Annotated in this window: 16 protein-coding genes and 3 tRNA genes; 15 read left to right on the top strand and 4 right to left on the bottom strand. The window is 42.7% G+C overall.

Annotated features, from left to right (window positions below):
- The first annotated feature begins 11 nt into the window (after positions 1–11).
- The 4 genes from MUN53_RS06065 (at position 12) to MUN53_RS06050 (ending at position 8434) form a co-directional block, all read left to right on the top strand.
- The gene (locus MUN53_RS06065; RefSeq protein WP_243323913.1) at positions 12–3467 is read left to right on the top strand and encodes a DUF1080 domain-containing protein; all 3456 of its coding nucleotides are present in this window, start codon (positions 12–14) and stop codon (positions 3465–3467) included.
- 175 nt (positions 3468–3642) lie between these two features.
- Positions 3643–5178, top strand: coding sequence for a sulfatase family protein (locus tag MUN53_RS06060; RefSeq protein ID WP_243323908.1), 1536 nt, complete (start codon positions 3643–3645; stop codon positions 5176–5178).
- Between the two features lie 11 nt (positions 5179–5189).
- Entirely contained in the window at positions 5190–7511 is a 2322-nt protein-coding gene (locus MUN53_RS06055; RefSeq protein ID WP_394803044.1) for a GH92 family glycosyl hydrolase, read from the top strand.
- 56 nt (positions 7512–7567) lie between these two features.
- The gene (locus MUN53_RS06050) at positions 7568–8434 is read left to right on the top strand and encodes a DMT family transporter (protein ID WP_243323907.1); all 867 of its coding nucleotides are present in this window, start codon (positions 7568–7570) and stop codon (positions 8432–8434) included.
- A gap of 321 nt (positions 8435–8755) precedes the next feature.
- Here the strand turns inward: MUN53_RS06050 and MUN53_RS06045 are convergent, their stop codons facing one another.
- Complete coding sequence (locus MUN53_RS06045; protein WP_243323905.1) at positions 8756–10021, bottom strand: DNA recombination protein RmuC; 1266 nt, start codon at positions 10019–10021, stop codon at positions 8756–8758.
- Between the two features lie 227 nt (positions 10022–10248).
- Here MUN53_RS06045 and tpx point away from each other — a divergent pair, with 227 nt between their 5' ends.
- Positions 10249–10749 (top strand): thiol peroxidase, encoded by a 501-nt coding sequence (gene tpx, locus MUN53_RS06040; protein WP_243323904.1) that lies wholly within the window; start codon positions 10249–10251, stop codon positions 10747–10749.
- A gap of 172 nt (positions 10750–10921) precedes the next feature.
- Complete coding sequence (locus MUN53_RS06035; RefSeq protein WP_022457066.1) at positions 10922–11872, top strand: hypothetical protein; 951 nt, start codon at positions 10922–10924, stop codon at positions 11870–11872.
- A 45-nt stretch (positions 11873–11917) separates the two neighbouring features.
- On the opposite strand, the gene MUN53_RS06030 is transcribed toward MUN53_RS06035, so the two are convergent.
- Positions 11918–13396, bottom strand: a complete 1479-nt coding sequence (locus MUN53_RS06030; RefSeq protein ID WP_243323903.1) for a DUF3943 domain-containing protein — start codon at positions 13394–13396, stop codon at positions 11918–11920.
- A gap of 165 nt (positions 13397–13561) precedes the next feature.
- On the opposite strand from MUN53_RS06030, the gene MUN53_RS06025 reads away from it, so the two are divergent.
- From MUN53_RS06025 to MUN53_RS05985, 9 genes are all read left to right on the top strand, one after another.
- Complete coding sequence (locus MUN53_RS06025; protein ID WP_022457068.1) at positions 13562–14173, top strand: trimeric intracellular cation channel family protein; 612 nt, start codon at positions 13562–13564, stop codon at positions 14171–14173.
- Between the two features lie 180 nt (positions 14174–14353).
- Positions 14354–15415: an asparaginase gene (locus MUN53_RS06020; RefSeq protein WP_243323902.1), complete on the top strand. Its 1062-nt coding sequence runs from the start codon at positions 14354–14356 to the stop codon at positions 15413–15415.
- Between the two features lie 24 nt (positions 15416–15439).
- Complete coding sequence (locus MUN53_RS06015; RefSeq protein ID WP_022457071.1) at positions 15440–16246, top strand: MBL fold metallo-hydrolase; 807 nt, start codon at positions 15440–15442, stop codon at positions 16244–16246.
- Positions 16247–16338: 92 nt separating this feature from the next.
- A tRNA-Lys gene (locus tag MUN53_RS06010) sits at positions 16339–16411 on the top strand.
- 21 nt (positions 16412–16432) lie between these two features.
- Positions 16433–16505, top strand: a tRNA-Lys gene (locus tag MUN53_RS06005).
- 24 nt (positions 16506–16529) lie between these two features.
- Positions 16530–16602, top strand: a tRNA-Lys gene (locus tag MUN53_RS06000).
- Positions 16603–16754: 152 nt separating this feature from the next.
- On the top strand, positions 16755–17261 hold the full coding sequence (locus MUN53_RS05995; RefSeq protein WP_243323901.1) for a DUF4199 domain-containing protein: 507 nt from the start codon (positions 16755–16757) through the stop codon (positions 17259–17261).
- Between the two features lie 38 nt (positions 17262–17299).
- Positions 17300–18250, top strand: coding sequence for a glycosyltransferase family 2 protein (locus tag MUN53_RS05990; RefSeq protein WP_022456072.1), 951 nt, complete (start codon positions 17300–17302; stop codon positions 18248–18250).
- 84 nt (positions 18251–18334) lie between these two features.
- Positions 18335–18898, top strand: a complete 564-nt coding sequence (locus MUN53_RS05985; RefSeq protein ID WP_243323900.1) for a manganese efflux pump MntP — start codon at positions 18335–18337, stop codon at positions 18896–18898.
- An 89-nt stretch (positions 18899–18987) separates the two neighbouring features.
- On the opposite strand, the gene MUN53_RS05980 is transcribed toward MUN53_RS05985, so the two are convergent.
- Both MUN53_RS05980 and MUN53_RS05975 read right to left on the bottom strand, forming a co-directional pair.
- On the bottom strand, positions 18988–19863 hold the full coding sequence (locus tag MUN53_RS05980) for an NAD kinase (protein WP_022456074.1): 876 nt from the start codon (positions 19861–19863) through the stop codon (positions 18988–18990).
- The gene (locus tag MUN53_RS05975) at positions 19860–20528 is read right to left on the bottom strand and encodes a CBS domain-containing protein (protein ID WP_243323893.1); all 669 of its coding nucleotides are present in this window, start codon (positions 20526–20528) and stop codon (positions 19860–19862) included. Before MUN53_RS05975 ends, MUN53_RS05980 begins: the two co-directional genes overlap by 4 nt.
- Between the last annotated feature and the right edge of the window lie 2 nt (positions 20529–20530).

The raw sequence follows: 20530 nt of genomic DNA, 5'->3' as shown, positions 1-20530 counted from the left end.
AAAGAAGAAAGATGAAAAAGGTATATATTTCAATCAGCGCCTTGTTGTTGTGTGCTAATTTATCATTTGCTCAAACTCCGGCAAACCGTACAGCAAAGACTATTGCTGCAGATGTGTTGGCCCAGATGCAGGCAGAACAACAGGCTGAATACAATAAACAAATCAGTGAACTGAGTGCTGCTGGCGAAGAAGCCGTATTTACGTTGATTAATATGATCAATGCCCCAGGTAAGGGCAGTAATGCTAAAGTTGATTATGCATTGAGTGGCTTGAGTCATTTCGTAATGGCAAAAGGACAGGAAAATGCGCGTCAGGTAGTGGCAAAAGCTTATATTCAGGCATTGGATAAAGTGGAAGAACGGGAAACAAAAGCATTTATCATCCGTCAGTTGCAGATAGTCGGACAAGATGATGCTGTTGAAGCACTTTCTGCTTATTTAGGTAATCCGGAATTAAGTGGACCTGCTGCACGTGCATTGGCTGCTATCGGTACAGAGAATGCCGGACAAGCTTTGAAAGCTGGTTTGATGCGTCGGATGGGAACAGCCGAGACTCAGAAAGATATATTGGAAGCCATTGCTGAGGCTCAGGTGGCCGGAACAGAAGATTTGGTAAAAGTCTATGTAAGCAATGAAGATCCCAATATGCAGAAAGTAGCTCGTTATGCATTAAGCCGGGTAGGATCTGTTGCTTCTTTATCCGTGTTGGCTGACGCAGCTAAGGCTGTTAATTATACGATGGAACCAAGCGGTGCGAATGAAGCGTATATTACATTAATCAAACGGATTGCAGAACAAGATCCCAAGGCCGCAGAGAAGGTAGCAAAGGACTTGTTGAAACGAGCAACGAAAGCTGGTAAGACGCAGACTCGTGAGGCAGCATTGCAGATATTGATATCTGTTGCGGCCGATAAGCCAGCTGCTACTAAATTGGTCTTGACAGCATTGAAAGATGATTGCAAGGATTATCGGAATGCGGCATTAAGATATGCTTCTGATTTTGTAGATGAAGCTTCTTATATTGAAATAGCGAAAACGATGGTAAAGGCCAAACCTGAAGTAAAGGTTGACATATTGAATTGGCTGGGTCGTGAAGCAAAGTGCCCGAAGAAACATGATACTGTTCAGAAGTTGATGCTTCGCTTCGATCAATCACTGGCTCAGGTCTTGACACAGCAGTTGAATGTAAACGACTTTGCGGTACAACAAGCTGCGGTTTGGACGATGGTAAAAATAGGAGATAAAGGTTATATTCCAACATTAGCTAATTTGTTGACAGATTCTGATAAACAAATTGTTCTGTTGGCACAGGATGCTTTGTTGGCTTTCCCTGGAGATATTGATGATGCAGTAGCTAAAGCTATAAATAAGGCTTCGGATACAGGAAAGATTGCAGGAATGGAGTTGCTGGCTGTTCGGATGGCAGATTCTAAGATCAATACGGTGTTGGAACAGACGAAATCTTCATCGGCAGAAGTGAAGAAAACAGCCTATGCTACTTTAAAGAGTGTTGTCGCTGCAAAAGACTTTACTCAGATCTGTGGAATGTTGGAATCTGCTGGAGCTGATGAAAAAGCAGCTTTGCAGGATGCCGTTATCGCTTGTGTACATTTTATGCCGGAAGCAGAACAGGTAGAAACTGTTACACGCCGGATGTATCAGGCTGGTGATGCTAAGAAGCATTTATATTATAAGGTATTGGCTTCAACTGGTAAACCGAAGGCTTTACAAATCATTATTGACGGATGTGAAAAGAATACAGGTGCCGGAAAAGATGCTGCTGTAGGAGCTTTGTTGGAATGGAAAGGTATTGAAGCGGCTGATTATCTGTATGAAGTAGCTCAATCTGGTGGTCAGATAGCTTCTAAGGCATTGACTCGCTATGTGAACTTGATTTCTTCTTCCGATATGACGGGTGAGAACAAGTTACTTCGTTTGCGTAAGGCGATGGATGTTGCTAAGGATAACGAAGTAAAAGGTTTGATTTTATCCAAGGTTCAGGATACTGGTACGTATTTGGCCCTGTTGTATGCTGGAGAATATCTGGATGATAAGGCCGTTCAACAACCAGCAGCCAATGCGGTGATGAACATTGCTTTGGGCCATAAGGAATATACCGGACAGAATGTAAAAGCTCTGTTGGAAAAGGTTATGCAGGTGTTGGATAATCCGGATGCTCATTATCAGAAGGAAGGTATCAAGAAACATTTGGCTGAGATGCCGGATGAAGTAGGGTTTGTTTCCATGTTCAACGGAAAGGATTTGACTGGCTGGAAAGGTTTGGTGGAAAATCCGATTGCCCGTGCAAAGATGAAACCTGCTCAGTTGGCAAAAGCTCAGGCGAAGGCAGATGAACAGATGCGTAAGGACTGGAAAGTTGAAAACGGTTGTCTGGTATTTGAAGGTTCCGGCTTTGATAACTTGTGTACCGAAAAGCAGTATGGCGACTTCGAGATGTATGTTGAATGGATGCTTGATCCGGCCGGACCGGAAGCAGATGCCGGTATTTATTTGCGTGGTACGCCTCAGGTTCAGATTTGGGATACTGCCCGGGTTGATGTAGGTGCTCAGGTTGGTTCTGGTGGTTTGTATAATAACCAGAAGAATGAAAGCAAGCCGACAAAGGTGGCTGATAATAAGTTGGGCGAATGGAATACGTTCTACATCAAGATGGTGGGCGACCGTGTTACCGTAGATTTGAATGGAGAACGGGTTGTCGATAATGTAATCTTGGAAAACTATTGGGATCGTAGTCTGCCTATCTTCCCGATTGAGCAGATAGAACTGCAGGCTCATGGCAGTAAGTGTTCTTTCCGTAATTTGTATATTAAGGAACTGAAACGGCAGGAGCCATTCCAGTTGTCTGAACAGGAAAAGAAAGAAGGCTTCCAAATTCTGTTCGATGGTACGAATATGTACGAATGGCAGGGTAATACAGTCGATTATGTATTGGAAGACGGTTGTATCGCCATGAATCCTTCCAAGAGTTTTGGTGGAAACTTATATACGAAGAAGGAATATGCCAACTTCATCTACCGATTTGAATTCCAATTGACACCGGGTGCTAATAATGGTGTCGGTTTACGTGCTCCGCTGGAAGGCGATGCTGCCTATGTCGGTATGGAAAGTCAGATTCTGGATTGTGAACATCCGATTTATAAGGATATTACTCCGCTCCAGCATCATGGTTCTATTTATGGAATTATTCCAGCTAATGAGAATCATAAGAAAGCCATTAAGCCGGTAGGTGAATGGAATGAAGAGGAAATTGTTTGTGACGGAGATAATATAAAGGTAACGGTGAATGGTATTGTCATCGTAGAAGGCAATATTCGGGATGCCGTGAAGAACGGAACTCCTGACGGTCACGAGCATCCGGGATTGTTCAATAAGAAAGGATATATCGGTTTCTTAGGACATGGTTCGCCTGTGAAGTTCCGTAACATTCGCATTAAGGAACTGAAATAACAGTTACTCGATACTAAGTTTACCGGAGTTTCTGGTGGATGGGCTTTGCCTCCACAAGGAGCTCCGGCTTTTTTCATATCTGTAGTTTTGGTGAACAGATCTAATGGAGGTTGGCTTTTCGAAAGGAAAGTTGTACATTTGTGCATCATCATTCTAATCTTAAATATAAATGTCTATGAAATCCGTATTGATTTTAGGAGCGGCAGCTGCTTTGTTGGCTTCCTGTTCTTCCCAGTCCAAGAAAGAAAATTCTTCTGCAGATATACAAAAACCGAATGTAATCTTTTTAGTGGCCGATGATATTGGCTTTGGTGATTTTAGTTGTAATGGTGCGACAGAGATAAGTACGCCGAATGTGGATAAACTGGCTTCGCAAGGGGTTCGTTTTACGGATGCTCATGCCGTAGCGGCTACCAGTACGCCTTCCCGTTATTCGTTGTTTACAGGACATTATGCCTGGAGAAGAAATGATACGGGTATTGCTGCCGGAAATGCTGGTATGGTGATTCGTCCTGAACAGCCTACAGTAGCTGATATGTTCCAGTCGTGCGGTTATGCGACGGGTGCAGTTGGCAAATGGCATTTGGGCTTGGCAAATAAGACAGGTGAACAGGATTGGAATGGTTTCATTACACCGGGACCAAAAGATATTGGATTTGAATATTCTTATATTATGGCAGCAACGGGCGATCGTGTTCCGTGTTGTTGGGTGGAGAATCAACGGATTGTCAATTTAGATCCGAATGATCCGATTGAGGTGAGCTATACAACGCCGTTCCCGGGAGAACCTTTAGGAAAAGATCATCCGGAATTATTGACAAAGTTGAAGCCGAGTGTCAATCATGGGCATGATCAGGCGATTGTGAACGGAATTTCCCGTATCGGATATATGAAAGGAGGAAAGCAGGCTTTGTGGGAAGATGAGTTTATTGCGGATAGTATCACAACGAAAGCAGTGCAGTTTATCGACCGTCATAAGGATGAACCGTTCTTCTTGTATGTAGGAACGAATGATGTACATGTTCCTCGTTATCCGCATCCTCGTTTTCAGGGTAAGAGCGGTATGGGTTTTCGTGGAGATGCTTTGTTGCAGTTTGACTGGACTGTGGGAGAGATCATGAAGGCATTGGAGAAAAACGGGTTAGCAGAAAATACATTGATTGTACTTACCAGTGATAATGGTCCGGTGGTAGATGACGGATATCAGGATCGGGCTGTAGAATTGTTGGGAAATCATCGTCCTTGGGGTGAATTCCGAGGTGGAAAGTATAGTAACTTTGAGGCAGGAACACGTGTTCCGCTGATTGTATCTTGGCCGAAACAAGTCAAGCCGGCAGTATCGGATGCGTTGGTTTCGCACATTGATTTATATGCTTCGATGGCAAAGCTAATGGGGAAGACTCTGGAAGCTGGTGCTGGAGTGGACAGTCAGGATTATCTGGATGCTTTCTTGGGCAAAGATACCAAAGGTCGTGATTATGTGATTGAATTTGCCGGAGCATTGTCGGTGTCTGACGGACAATGGAAGTATATCACACCGAATAATAAGCCGGCGTATGCCAAACTGACGAATACTGAATTAGGAAATAGTCCGGAAGATCAGCTTTATCATTTGAAAGAAGACATTGGCGAGAAGAATAACGTCGCATCCGAACATCCGGATATTGTAGCGAAACTGAAGAAAATACTGGAAACAGAAAGTTCTAAGTAATCAGAAAGGGAATGATGATGGTAAAAGCTGTTTTGTTTTCGGTGTTGCTGACTTGTTCCTGGCAGGCGGAAGCCTTGCAACCGGAGATGCAAGAAGAGAAACGTGCTGCCGAATATGTGAATCCTTTTATCGGTGCAAGTACGAATGTGCGGGATGCCGGTGCTTATCATGGATTGGGAAAGACTATTCCGGGAGCGACTTATCCTTTTGGGTTGGTACAGCTGAGTCCGAATACGATTACCGGAGGTGATAATGGTTCGGGCTACAGTGATGAGCATGAAAGTATCGAAGGTTTTGCCTTTACGCAGATGAGTGGAATCGGTTGGTATGGCGATTTAGGAAATTTCTTAGTCATGCCAACGATCGGACCGATGCATACAAATTCCGGAAAACTGGAGAATCCGGATGCCGGTTACCGTTCACGTTACGATAAAGCATCGGAATATGCCCGGGCCGGATATTATTCCGTTTATTTGTCGGACTACCGGATTCGGACGGAAGCGACGGTAGCTCAGCGGGCAGGAATGCTTCGGTTTACTTTCCCGGAAGGAAAGGATTCGCGTATCCAGATTGATTTGGCACGTCGCGTAGGCGGAACTTCTACTTGGCAGGAAATCAAAGTGGTGGATGATCATACGATTTCTGGTAAGATGATTTGTACACCCGGCGGTGGCGGTTGGGGAAATGGCGATGGAAAGCCTGACTATACGGTCCATTTTTATGCACAGTTTTCCAAACCGTTGAAGAATTATGGTGTTTGGTCGGTGGCTATTCCCGAAGGACAATCCCGAAAACGGGAATTTGTTGAATCGGAAGCGTTTCAACAGCTGACTGCCGGAGCCGAGATTCACCGACAGGTTTCTTCGTTTGAAGGGAAACATCTGGGTTTCTTTACCGAGTTTGAAACAACTAAAGATGAGGTAGTCTTGATGAAAGCTGGTATCTCTTTCGTCAGCGAAGAGAATGCACGTGAGAATCTGGAAACCGAAATAGCTGATTGGGACTTCGAACGTGTATTGCAATCCAATCAGCAGGCTTGGAATGAGGCGTTGTCGAAAGTGGAAGTGGCCTCGGCTGATGAAGAGCTGAAGCATATTTTCTATACGGCTTTGTATCGTACGATGATTGATCCGCGTTTGTATTCGGATGCGAATGGCGAGTATATGGGCGGAGACAAGAAGATTCATCAGACGGGTAGTTTCCAGAAACGGACGATCTTCAGTGGTTGGGATGTTTTCCGCAGCGAGATGCCGCTCCTGACTTTGATTCGTCCGGATGTGATCAGTGATATGCTCAATTCGTTGATTACGCTGGCTGATGAGAGTGGAAAAGGTTACTTGGAACGTTGGGAGTTCCTGAATGCCTATAGTGGATGTATGATCGGAAATCCGGCTATTTCTGTGCTGGTTGATGCCTATAAGAAGCATATACGGAACTATGATTTGGAGAAGGCATGGCAATATGCGGAAGAATCTTCGCATCTGTTTGGTAATGCGAAGTATGGTTATGTGCCGGGTTCGATTTCTTCGACGCTTGAGTATGCTTATACCGAATGGTGTATGGCTGAACTGGCAAAGGCTTTGGGCAAGATTTCCGAAGAACAGCATTATCGGAAGCTGGCTAAATCGTATCAGCATATTTATGATGCCGAGCATCGTAGTTTCCGACCGAAGGATGAAAAGGGAAATTTCTTGCCTTGGCCCGAAAAAGGAAGGTTGACGGAAGGTTATGGAAGTGTTGAGTCGAATCCTTTCCAGCAAGGTTGGTTTGTTCCGCATGATATCGAAGGTCTGACTCAATTGATGGGCGGACGGGAAAAGACAATTGAAGAACTGGATTATATGTTTGCCAATACACCGACCGACTTCCTTTGGAATCAGTTCTATAATCATGCGAATGAGCCGGTACATCATGTTCCTTTCTTTTACAATCGGTTGGGACAACCTTGGAAAACGCAGTATTGGACGCGCTTTATCTGCCAGAAGGCTTATAAGAATGAGGTGAAAGGCTTGGTGGGAAATGAAGACGTCGGACAGATGTCGGCCTGGTATGTGTTGGCATCTATCGGAATGCACCCGATCTGTCCAGGTGATACACGAATGGAACTAAGCGCACCTTTATTCGACGAAGTAACGCTTCGGCTGGCCGGAGGCAAGGTGTTTACGATCCGTGTCAAAGGACAATCTCCGCAGAATACGTATATTCAGTCTGCTACACTGAACGGTAAGCCTTATACAAAATGCTATATCGATTATCAGGACGTTGTACAAGGCGGTGTATTGGAGCTTACTTTGTCTGATCAGCCTAATAAAAAGTGGGGCGTAGGGGAATAATGAGTTCCTGAATGGCTTATTGAAGAAAAGAGAATTAGAGTTTAATTCGTTTGGCGATGAAACAGGCCTTTTTGCAATTACATCTTGCTGTTTTGTTGGCTTCTTGTTCCGGTATCTTCGGAAATCTTATATCGTTGGATCCAGTATTGATTACTGGATACCGGATGCTGTTGGCAAGTGTGATGCTGTTACTCCTTTTATTCATAAAGTATGGCAGGATTATCGTTGGTAGAAAAGACAGTCATATTCTGTGGCTTGGAGTGTTATTGGCTTTTCATTGGATATTTTTCTATGGAAGCATCAAGTATGCGAACGTATCGGTTGGAGTAGTTTGCTTTTGTTTGTCAGGTTTCTTTACGGCTCTTATTTCGCCCTGGATAAACCGGAAGAGGATTTCGTGGGTTGAACTGTTGCTCAGTTCACTGACTTTGGCAGGTATTTCGCTGATATTCCATTTTGATGCTTCTTTTCGTATTGGTATTGTATTGGGATTTGTTTCGTCTTTGCTGTTTGCGTTCTATGCTACATTGAACGAACGAGTTAACCAGTCGGGACAGGTCGTAAAGACAACGGCTTTGCAGATGGTAGGTGGAACTTTTGCCATAGGATTACTACTTCCTTTTTATCATGTAAGCAAATCTTCGTTATCCTTGCTTCCCTCTTGGGAAGATCTCGTGTTTTTGATCCTGTTAGCCTTGGGTTGTACGGTCTGTATGTGCATGTTATTGAACCGGGCACAGAAGACAATCAGTGCTTTTACCGTGAGTCTGAGTTTTAATTTAGAGCCTGTTTACAGTATTCTGCTGGCAGTTCTTTTATTTGATGAAGACAAAATGTTGGGAACATCCTTTTATGTAGGTTTGTCATTGATTGTCCTTTCGTTGGTTCTTCAGATGGTGTATCAAAAATTCTCTTCTCAATAAAACTCATTTTTAGGACTGAATAAAACAGCTGAAACGAGTTTCTTTGTCATCTCGTTTGTTCGTCAATATCGATATTAACGAACTTTATTCCTGTTTCCCGTTATATTTTTATCGTTTCACCCTTGTGATACGATCGTCTCACCTAGGTGGAACGATCGTTCCACAGCTGTGAAGAGATCGTTCCACCCGGGTGAAACGGTAAAAAATTGCTTTCTAAAGGAATTAGAAGTGTCATTTAACGGATTTAGTTGACTTGAAATCTCTTTATAAATAAAAGGGGTTGACTTTCGTTTAACTTATTTCTGAACGAGGTTGACTCGTTTATTCTTTCTCATCTTCCTCCAGCGGTCCGATTTCCGGAATGATTTTTCGGGCATCTTCTGCACTTAATGTATCCACATCTTTCAGGCGGCGTTGGATCGCACGGGTACGAACTCCCAAGACATTGTCGATTTGTCCGTTGGCAGTTTCCAGATGTTTCTTTGCCTTTTCCAGCATTCCGCCCATCGATTCAAATTCTTTCTTGACAGCTCCCAGTATCTTCCAAACCTCACCCGAATATTTCTGAATGGCAAGGGTACGGAATCCCATTTGCAAACTGTTCAGGATGGCTGCCAAGGTTGTTGGGCCTGTAACTACGACGCGATAATTACGTTGTAAATCTTCCAGCAAGGCCGACCGGCGAACCACTTCGGCATATATCCCTTCGAAAGGCAGAAACATAATCCCGAATTCGGTCGTAGCTGGCGGATCTAGGTATTTGTCTGAAATATCTTTCGCCATCTTCCGGATGGTTGTTTCCAGATTCTTCCCGGCCGTCTCGATTTGTTGCGGGTCGGCCGTATCGTACGCATCGAGCAGTTGTTCATACATATCCTTTGGAAACTTCGCGTCGATCGGTAGATAAACACATTGAGCCAGATCATCTTTTCCCGGCAATTTGACGGCAAATTCGACCAACGCGTCCGAACCTTTCTTGGTTTTTACATTGGCTTCATACTGTTCGGGAGCCAACAGTTGCTCAAGCAACATGCTTAACTGTATTTCTCCGATGTTTCCTCTCGTCTTGACGTTGCTTAATACCCGTTTCAATCCGCCTACATCCTGCGCCAAAGTCTGCATTTCACCCAAACCTTTCTGCACATTCTCCAGTTGTTCGTTGACGAGGCGGAACGACTGGCTGATACGTTCGTTGAGGGTTTTCTGTAACTTTTCTTCTACCGTGATGCGGATTTCTTCCAGTCTTTTTTCCGTATGATTCACCAAAAGCTGTTGTTGTTCGTTCAGTGAAGCAAACTTTTCCCGTTGCAACGCATTGAAACTGGCAATTCCCCGGTCGAATGCTGCCCGGAATTCATTCATGGAATTAGCCAGTTCCGCCCGGTTCTCTTTGGCTACCATACGACTTTCTTCGCGATTCAGTTTGAAATCTTCGCGGAAGTTCTTTTCAATCCGTTCAAAGCCCTGCTGGATATCGCGACGTAACAAGTCTGTTTGATTTACCGATTCTTTCTCAGAAATCCGTTTCCAGATGAAAAACTGGAAAAGTAACACCAAGAATAATAAAATGAGAATAATCCAATCCATATTGTTTGTTTTTGATTTATACGAATCTGTTTCCTCTTTAAAGGCTGCCAAAATTAATGAATGTTTCGGATGAACGAAGCTGTATAACCATATTTTTTATGTCAAAAACACACTGCTTAAAAGAAGTTAAAACGGGGAACTTTTTGCGGAAATGCTTGTTTGGTAAATGAAAAGCGTATTATATTTGTAACGCTTTGGTAATGTTTAATAATAGAAAACAAAAATCCATGGCAGAAATAACATTTAAAGGGATGGCCGTTCATACGAACGGAAACTTACCCCAAGTAGGAGCTGAAGCTCCCAATTTCAGAGGTGTTAAAAACGATTTGTCTGAATTATCTTTAACTGATTTGAAAGGCAAACGTGTAGTCTTGAATGTCTTCCCCAGTTTAGATACACCTGTGTGTGCAAATTCGGTAAGGCGTTTTAATAAAGAGGCCGCCTCTCTTCCCAATACAGTGGTATTGGCTGTTTCCAAAGATTTACCTTTCGCTCAGAGTCGTTTTTGTACGACAGAAGGAATTGAGAACGTGATCAGTTTATCTGCTTTCCGTTGTTCTTGTTTTGAGGATGGTTACGGAATGTTGATGACGGATGGTCCATTGAAAGGTCTGTTGGCTCGAGGTGTTATCGTTGTTGACGAAGCCGGAAAAGTAATTTATGAAGAATTGGTATCTGAGATTATAAACGAGCCCAATTATGAAGCAGCGTTAGCTGTATTGAAATAAATAGATTATTGTTTTTCATTGGTTAAAGTTAAGGGTTAGTGTAGGAGGCTGCTAGATGTGAATCTCGCAGCCTTTGTTTTTGTTGGCCTTCATTAATCTCTCCTTTCGATTGTGCTATTATTTGGAAAATAATCGTTTATTTTGCACCCGATTTAAATGATACAATAAAGTTATGTTGAATTTCATCAAAAACTGGACATTACCTATTGCCATGCTGGCAGGTGTCCTGGGATATTTATTGTTTGTTCATGTCCCCTTGTTAGAACCAACCAAACCCCTCGTAAATCAACTGATCGCTTTTCTGACTCCTTCATTGATTTTTGCTCAGTTATTGCTTACTTTCTGTAAGGTAAATATTCGGGATTTAATGCCGGTGCGCTGGCATGGTTGGTTACTCTTGTTTCAGATAATCTCTTGTCTGCTGATGGTAGCTGTTTTATTGTTGAGTAAACTGGATGTGGCTTATCGGGAAGTATTCGAAGGAGCGATGGTTTGTCTGATTTGTCCGACAGCTACGGCTGCTGCAGTTATTACCGGTAAGTTGGGAGGAAGTGTTTCTGCGCTGACAACCTATACGTTGTTATCCAATATCTTGGCCGCTGTGGCCGTGCCTTTATTGTTCCCATTGGTCGAACCACATGCCGATTTGTCTTTCTTTACCGCTTTCCTGAAGATATTAAGTAAAGTCTTTCCATTATTACTATGTCCGTTCTTTGCTGCCTGGCTGATTCGTCTGTATTTGCCGAAAATACATCAATGGTTATTGAATATGCATGACTTGGCTTTTTATCTGTGGGCTGTTGCATTAACCATCGTAACGGCACAGACCTTTAAATCGTTGGTGGAAAGTGATACTCCTGCATCTGTCAAGATACTGATCGCTTTAGCCGGCTTGTTTGCTTGTGCTGTCCAATTCTTGTTGGGAAAGAAGATAGGTACGCATTATCACGACCGGATCAGTGCAGGCCAGGCTTTGGGACAAAAGAATACCGTCTTGGCAATCTGGATGGCTTATACGTATTTGGATCCGGTATCGTCGTTGGCTCCCGGTTCATACGTTTTATGGCAAAACATCATCAATAGCTATCAGCTTTGGAAGAAGCGGAAGAAGGAAGGGAAATGATGTTCAAACGTTGATGAGATAAAAAACGAAAATAGAAAAGTGGGGTTATAAACGATACCCCACTTTTAGCATCAGATCGTATGTAGCGTAATCTACGGTATCGTGATATTTGTAATCGGTTTTCCGGTTGAAGAAACGATTGGAAAGAGCAATGCTCCATTGTTTCTTGAACTGATAGGCCAGAAGAATGGAGAATACCGTCAGTCGGGCATTGCTTTTGTCGCCTTGCACACTTAATTCATTCGGATCAACCGTGCTCCAGTCTAAGTCCGGATCGTATCCTTTCCAGGTAAAGATATGATAGTTTTCCAGGTTAAGCAAGAGAGCTAACTGTTTGTTATAAATCAAACCGGCTCCGCCTTTGATACTATATCCGCTTCCCAAATTATAATCGCGTTCGCCCAACTTCATATAATCCGAGAGACTAGCTCCCAAAGCAACTCCGTTGGTGTATAATTCGCCATATACCAATGTCTTGTTTCCCGGATCCGGATTCTTATAATAAATAGCGCCCAGACCGGCTGCGGCCGCTTCGGATATACGGTAAGGAGCAATTAGCTGGTTGTTTTTCGAGTTAATATCAGAATCGTAATAGTCGAAATGCTGGAAGATTCCGAACATCAGTGAGCGGTTGTCTTTCTGCCATATATTCTTTCCCCACAAGGCTCCGATTGCATTTACCTGGTTGATGAGAGGCTGATTAATTACATCCATGCCCAATTTGAAGCGAAACCATTCGTAGGGTGTATAATTCTCATCATTAAATGGATTACCATAATTCAAGGCTAAATCAAAATGCAAGCTGGAAGAGCCTTTTCTCGATTTCTCTTCGTCTGCCAGAAACCGCGGACCCATACTGAGGATCAAGTTGACGGGAACATTCGAATAACTGCGACCTTTATAACTTCTCCGTTTCCAGGATTCGCCGGTGATAAGACGATTGATTCCCCGCATGGGCGAAATGATACCGGTAAGCAATTCGCGTCCGACACGTTCCCAGCCGGTTGCTCGGTTATCGATAAATAAGTCCGACAGCCGGTAGGTGATTTCTCCCAAGGCAACTCCTCCGAAAGTAGTAGCCATCATGTCATTAATGGAAGGAGCTTCCGTTTCCATGAAAAACTCCCACATCAGGCTTCCGCCGGCCGAATAAGGTATGGATTGCCAAAAGTTCAAGCCATTACTACGTGCTGCGTTGAAGTATAATCCGCCATGATACGGATGAGCAAACAGATTGGTGGTGAATTTATCGCTGTCCCATACCGGTCCGCGCTTGAAATTGTTTTTGATGGTGTTCCAATTGATGCGAGCCCAGCTTTCTTTTACTACATAACGGTCAAAAGCCCATACGGCCAGATTGGTTCCGATAACTTCGCCGGCAGCCCAAAAAGGTTTGGGTTTCAATACAGAGATCGAATCACTGGTGAAATAACGAGATTCCATCTGAGGCAAGTATTCCTGGCTATAACTGTATCTGAAAGTAAAGATAGATAAGAATATAATAAGTAGATACTTGAACTTCATGTGTCGATAGTTTGAATTAGAACGGCAAATATCTGTAAAAATCTTTTTATATCAATGGTCAATATCACTATAAAAGTATTTGTTTTCGCAAGACAGAAGGGCTTTTTCAGCCAATACGTTGGTTTGGATAGAAAACAGTTCTTATCTTTGCGCCTAAAAAATAAAATGATAGACTTCATTACTTTATGTGATTATGTAGGAACATTTGCTTTCGCTATCAGTGGAATCCGTTTGGCATCTGCCAAGAAATTCGACTGGTTCGGGGCTTATGTTGTGGGTGTGGTAACAGCCGTCGGTGGTGGAACCATTCGAGATGTGTTGTTGAATGCTACGCCTTTCTGGATGTTGCAATTATCTTATTTGGTTATTTCCGGGTTAGCCCTGTTGTTTGTATTGGTATTCCGGAAATACGTCGTTCGCCTGAATAATACATTCTTTATATTTGATGCCATCGGACTGGGGCTTTTTGCTGTGGTGGGTATTGCCAAGACGCTCGACTTCGGTTTCCCGATGTGGGTGGCCGTTGTCATGGGAACGATTACCGGAGCATTTGGCGGTATGATGCGAGATATTCTGATTAACGAAGAGCCTCTTATCTTCCGGAAAGATATTTATGCTTTGGCCTGTGTATTCGGCGGATTGATTTATTATCTCTGTACTTGCTTTGAGCTGCCTCTTCCTCTTACCCAATTCGTATCGGCGGCATCAGTTTTTATCGCACGTGTCGTAGCAGTCAAGTATCATATCAGTTTGCCGGCTTTGAAAGGGGAGGAATAATGGTTTCTCCCTTTGTCCGGATGTCCTTTTTAGATAAACGAAGAATGTTTTCAAGATAAACGAGAATCGATTTTGATTCTCGTTGGAATCAAATTAGAAAGTCAATAGGGTAGATTCTTTTCCCAAGATAGAGGAAATTTCCGCTAGTTTGGTTATCTTTGTGATTCAAAAACAAAGGTTATGACGGATAATAAGCAGCAGGCATCTATCTTATTGATATATACAGGTGGAACAATCGGTATGATTGAAAACCCGGAAACCGGAGTGTTGGAAGTATTCGACTTTCAGCATCTGGCCGAGAATGTTCCGGAATTGAAGTTCTTGGGACACCATGTCGATACCTATCAGTTTGATCCGCCATTGGATTCATCAGCCATGGGGCCTGATTCGTGGATGAAAATCGTAAAGATTATTGCGGATACGTATCAGAAGTATGACGGATTTGTGATCCTGCACGGAACGGATACCATGTCATATACGGCTTCGGCCCTGAGCTTTATGTTGGAGAATCTGACTAAGCCGGTGATTCTGACCGGTTCTCAGTTGCCAATCGGTATGTTGCGGACGGACGGGAAGGAAAACCTGATTACCGCCATAGAGATTGCTGCTGCCAAAGAGAACGGTTTCCCGATAGTTCCAGAAGTCTGCGTATTCTTTGAGAATGAATTGATGCGCGGCAATCGTACCTGTAAGGCCAATGCGGATAACTTCAATGCCTTCCGTTCGTATAATTATCCCTCGTTGGCACATGCCGGTATTCATATCAAGTATGACGTGACTCAGATTTATTATCCGGTATCTCGCAGACCTTTGAAACCTCATTATTTATTGGATCGGAATATTGCCATCCTGAAGCTTTTCCCGGGAATATCGCCTTCGGTAGTTGAATCTATTCTGAACATTCCCGGATTGAAGGGTGTTGTTATGGAAACATTCGGTAGCGGAAATGCGCCCGTTGACAAGTGGTTCTTGCAAATGTTGGAAGAAGCCGTTGGACGTGGGGTGGTTATCGTAAACGTTACGCAATGTCGGGCTGGAAGTGTTGAGATGCATCGGTATGAAACCGGGCAGAAATTACTCGAGATAGGTGTTATCAGTGGGTACGACAGTACAACGGAAAGTGCCGTGACCAAACTGATGTTCCTGTTCGGGCACGGATTAACTCCGAATGAGGTAAAAGAGCATATGAATTGTTCGCTGATAGGTGAAATAACCATTCCCGATTCGTTTGTGCGCTCTTGAAGAAGAATAAAAATAGAACAATATATGAAATTGATTTTTTTTAGCCTGGCTAGTGGTAGCAGTGGTAATTGCTACTATTTGGGGACGCCGGAGTACGGATTGCTGATTGATGCCGGAATCGGTATCCGTACTATCAAAAAGGTATTGAAAGATCGTTCCATTGATTTATCGCAGATTGTGGCTATCTTGGTCACACACGACCATGCAGACCATATTAAGACGGTAGGTTATTTGGGAGAAAAAATGAGTATTCCGGTATATACAACCGAAGGTGTTCACCGGGGAATAGCAAAAAGCCGGTATGTGGAAGAAACTCTTACAACCTCTAAGCGGGTCATTGAGAAAGAAGTCCCATTCTTTATCCGGGATTTTGAAGTAACAGCATTCCCTGTTCCTCACGACAGTACCGACAGTGTCGGGTATTATATAAAGTATGGAAAGCATCGTTTCACAATTGCAACCGATGTGGGACATATCAATGAGAAAGTCAGTGAATACATCTGCAAGGCAAATCATTTGGTGCTTGAAGCCAATTATGATGATGAAATGCTTCGGTATGGAAATTATCCGCAGTTCTTGAAAGAAAGGGTAGCCGGACCAATCGGGCATCTGAGTAATCAGGAAGCTGCTGAATTTTTGGCAACACATTATACACTCGATTTGAAGAATATCTGGCTTTGCCATTTAAGCCGGGATAACAACCATCCGGAACTGGCTTATAAGACAGTAGATATCCGTCTTTTTGAAGAAGGAATCCGTGTCGGAAAGGATGTTTCATTGGTAGCATTGAAGCGAACGACTCCTTCGGATGTTTATGAGTTTGATGATTAATTTATAGAAAAAGGCGGGAAAGTTTTTGGTATTTCAAAAAATGTTCCTATCTTTGCACCCGCAATCGCGAAGGAGATTGTAGATAAAGTGTTGACTTCGTAGCTCAGCTGGTAGAGCAAATGACTCTTAATCATTGGGTCGAGGGTTCGATCCCCTCCGAGGTCACCTTTCAGGAAATAGAAGAATGACTTCGTAGCTCAGCTGGTAGAGCAAATGACTCTTAATCATTGGGTCGAGGGTTCGATCCCCTCCGAGGTCACTTCTTTCAGGAAATAGAAAAAATGACTTCGTAGCTCAGCTGGTAGAGCAAATGACTCTTAATCATTGGGTCGAGGGTTCGATCCCCTCCGAGGTCACAGTAATTATCTTAGATGGGAAGCCTTTTACAGCAAGAAAACTGTAAAAGGCTTTCTTTCATTCTGAGGATAATGAAAACAATATCATTGCTTTTTGTAGATTAGTCTAAAAAACGTATTTTTGTCGCGCAAAGAATCGATATATTTGAAGTATGGAAAATAAAAATAGTGGACTCATGTCGGCTGCTATGTCCTATGGTTTTTCTTTAGGAATATTCTGGATAGTGAAATATATATTCTATATGTTCAGTATGCGCTTCTCTTATTTAGTTGTTATCTATTGGGGAATGTCGCTGGTAGTTCCTTATTTGGCTTATTTGCTGACGAAGCGTTACCGGGAAGATTTAGGAGGTGTTATTTCATTTAGTCAGGCATGGCGGTTTGGTGTCCTTATCTATTTGTTTGCTGCTATGCTTGTATCTATCATGCATTATGTGTTTTATCGATTTGTAGCTCCTCCTGATTTCTTATCATCGGCAGTAGAGCAGACAATTGCTTCCTTAAAGCAGATGCAGGTAGATAGTAAGATCATTTCCTCTATTGAGTCCATGAATTTCTCGCCGATTCACATGGCACTTCAAGGTATTTTGAATAATATATTTTACGGTATCATATTGTCTCTTCCTGTAGCTGCTTTGGTTTGCCGGAGAAAGAGCTGATATGGAATAAAAGAAACATCGGTTATAAATAAAATAATATGGATATATCAGTCGTAATTCCGTTATATAATGAAGCTGAATCACTTCCGGAGCTGTTTGCTTGGATTGAGCGTGTGATGGAAGAAAACCATTTTTCGTATGAAGTTATTTTTGTAGATGATGGTAGTACCGATAACTCATGGGAAATCATAGAAGGTTTTCGACAGAAATCATCAGTTGTAAGAGGAATCCGTTTCCGTAGGAATTATGGAAAGTCTCCAGGTTTGCACTGTGGATTTCAGCGTGCAGAAGGTGATGTTGTGATTACGATGGATGCCGATTTGCAGGATAGTCCGGATGAAATTCCCGAATTGTACCGGATGATTACTGAAGACGGTTATGATTTGGTTTCCGGATGGAAGAAGAAACGGTACGACCCGCTGTCAAAGACAATACCAACCAAGTTGTTTAATGCAACGGCCCGCCGTATCTCGGGTATTCATAATCTGCATGATTTTAATTGTGGATTGAAAGCTTATAAGAAAATAGTGGTGAAGAATATTGAGATTTATAATGACATGCACCGCTATATTCCTTATCTGGCTAAGATTGCCGGCTTTACCAAGATAGGAGAGAAGGTGGTTCATCATCAGGCTCGAAAGTATGGAACAACCAAATTTGGTTTGGATCGTTTTGTCAATGGTTATTTGGATCTGATTACGCTTTGGTTTACATCTAAGTTCGGTAAAAAACCAATGCATTTCTTCGGCTTGTGGGGAAGTGTCATGTTCTTTGTCAGTTTCATTTCTTTACTGATTGTATTGGGAGCTAAAATGGTTTCTCTGATGGCTGGTATGCCAATGCGTTTAGTAACGGATTCGCCTTATTTCTATGTGGCACTGACAGGTATGATTTTGGGAACTCAGATGTTTTTATCCGGATTTGTCGGAGAATTGATTTCCCGAAGTTCTCCTAATCGTAATAATTATAAGATTGCAGAAGAATTATAATGCTTAGATAATAAAGATTGTGTCCTGTTCCTTTGGACACAATCTTTCCTGTTTTTAATACGCTATATATCTCATTCATCTTGTATGTCTTTTCTTGAAATCTTGTTGTTGGCAGTCGGCTTGTCGATGGACAGTCTGGCTGTATCGGTGACTAGTGGAGCCGTTATGAAGGAATGTTCCGTGCGCCGGGTTGTTAAGATTGCGTTTGTCTTGGCTTTTTTTCAGGCCATGTTTACTTTGGTTGGTTATTTATTGGGTTTTAGTTTTCTGAAACTGATAGAAACAATCGATCATTGGATTGCTTTTGGGCTGTTACTTTATTTGGGTGGACGGATGATCTGGGAAAGCCGTCAGGAAAAGGAAGAGGATAAAAAGATGAATCCGCTTTGTCTGAAGACTCTTTGTGGATTAGGAATTGCCACTAGTATAGATGCATTGGCCGTAGGAGTTTCATTAGCCATTATGCAAACATCGTTGTCTGTCATTACCTGGACAATTGGAATTGTGACTTTCCTGTTTTCTTCTTTTGGTGTTTGCTTTGGTGTGAAAGTCGGAAACAAAGTGGATTTGAAGTTAGACTTGATAGGTGGTGTTATCCTAATCGGAATAGGAGTAAAAATCTTGATAGAACATCTTTGGGGATTTTAATAACATCCTCTTGTCTGAGGTAACGATAAATTCTATCAAGATTCTACTTTGTGAAGTCGTTTGCGGTTGCTTTATCTTCTGCGCCTGATTTATTTCATTCTGACATCTGCTCCCCACATCAGTTTTTCCCGAAGTGTCTCGTAGAATGTATGGTTATATCGTTTGATCACCTTAGTCGTATAATCCGCTTTGCTGACCTTAAGCTGGATTCCAGCCGGGAATATTTCTGATCTTCCATCCAGCGAGATGAGGAACGTGCGGTTACGGCTTTCCACACCCAACGTAATCTCAAAGTCATTAGGAATTACCAGCGGACGAACATTCAGTGAATGAGGTGCTACCGGACTCAATACGATGCTATTATCTTGCGGTAGAATGATCGGGCCGTTTACACTCATGGAATAAGCCGTTGAACCGGTTGGTGTTGCAATAACCAGTCCGTCGGCTTGATAGGAAGTCAGATATTCTCCATTCAAGGAAGTATGAATGGTAATCATGGAAGAAGTATCACGCTTTAATACGGCTACTTCATTCAACGCATAGTTATAACCTTTATAAGCCCGGCTTTCAGTTTCCAATCGGAGCAGAATACGCTCTTCTACTTTATAGTAATGCTTGAAAAGCTCTTCGAGTGTGTCTTCTACGTCTGTGCTACCTACATCGGCCAGAAAGCCTAACCGGCCGGTATTGATACCGAGAATAGGAATATTCTGGCGGTTGACTCTGGCTGCTGTCCGAAGAAAAGTTCCGTCTCCTCCGAGGCTGATGGCAACATCGAGGTCGAAAATATCACCTGTTAAGAGGCCGTTTATTGGTGGCTCAAATCCAAAAGCATCCAGCAGATAGTCGTGAAAAAGTGTATCCACATAAATCTCTGCCTCTAAAGAAGTCAGTTTACTGAATACCCGTCGGATGATACTCTGCTTTTCTTGCTGATATTGACTGCCAAAAATTCCTACTTTCATATATTCATGTAATGTATTAATTCGTTCATTCGTTGTTGAAAAATATCATCTACCAGACCGTTTTCCATAAAGTGCCATAGGACAGTATAGTTAAAACGCTCAAAACTCCGGATAACGGCAGAGGCATCTTCCGAATCAAGTTTTAAGGTAATCAAAAGTTGTCCGTTCTTTTCTTCAGGATGTGTCTGCATGGAAAGTATATGCGCATTGTTCGATTCTACGATACGGGCAATATCTGTCACGGAATAATCAGAAGGAACAACTTCCAGAACGATTGTACTTCCTGGTGCGTCTGCCTGGAAAAAGTCTGTGCAGACATCGACTAAATGTTCGCGGGTTACGACGCCTTCGTACTCATCCATGTCGGATATGACAGGAAGAATACTCAGCTTGTTGCGGGTGATCAGCGTCAAGACCTCAAAAAGATGTGTTTCTAGCCGTACAGAAGGTACTTCCGCCAAATACAGATTCCCGATATTTGTGGATAGGTCTGTATGCGAAAGCAGTTCTTTTTCCGAAATAATTCCTTTGTAATAGAATGAATTATCCGATACAACGGGTAGATGCTTCAGCTTATAGTCGTCCATCAAGGTCAATGCATACTCACCCGTATCAAAACTTTTTAACACGGGGATTTCCTTTGTTATGAAATCTTTCACCAACATTT

This window comes from Parabacteroides faecalis, from assembly GCF_022809355.1.
GTDB lineage: Bacteria > Bacteroidota > Bacteroidia > Bacteroidales > Tannerellaceae > Parabacteroides > Parabacteroides faecalis.
This window is presented reverse-complemented; position numbering and strand designations above follow the sequence as displayed.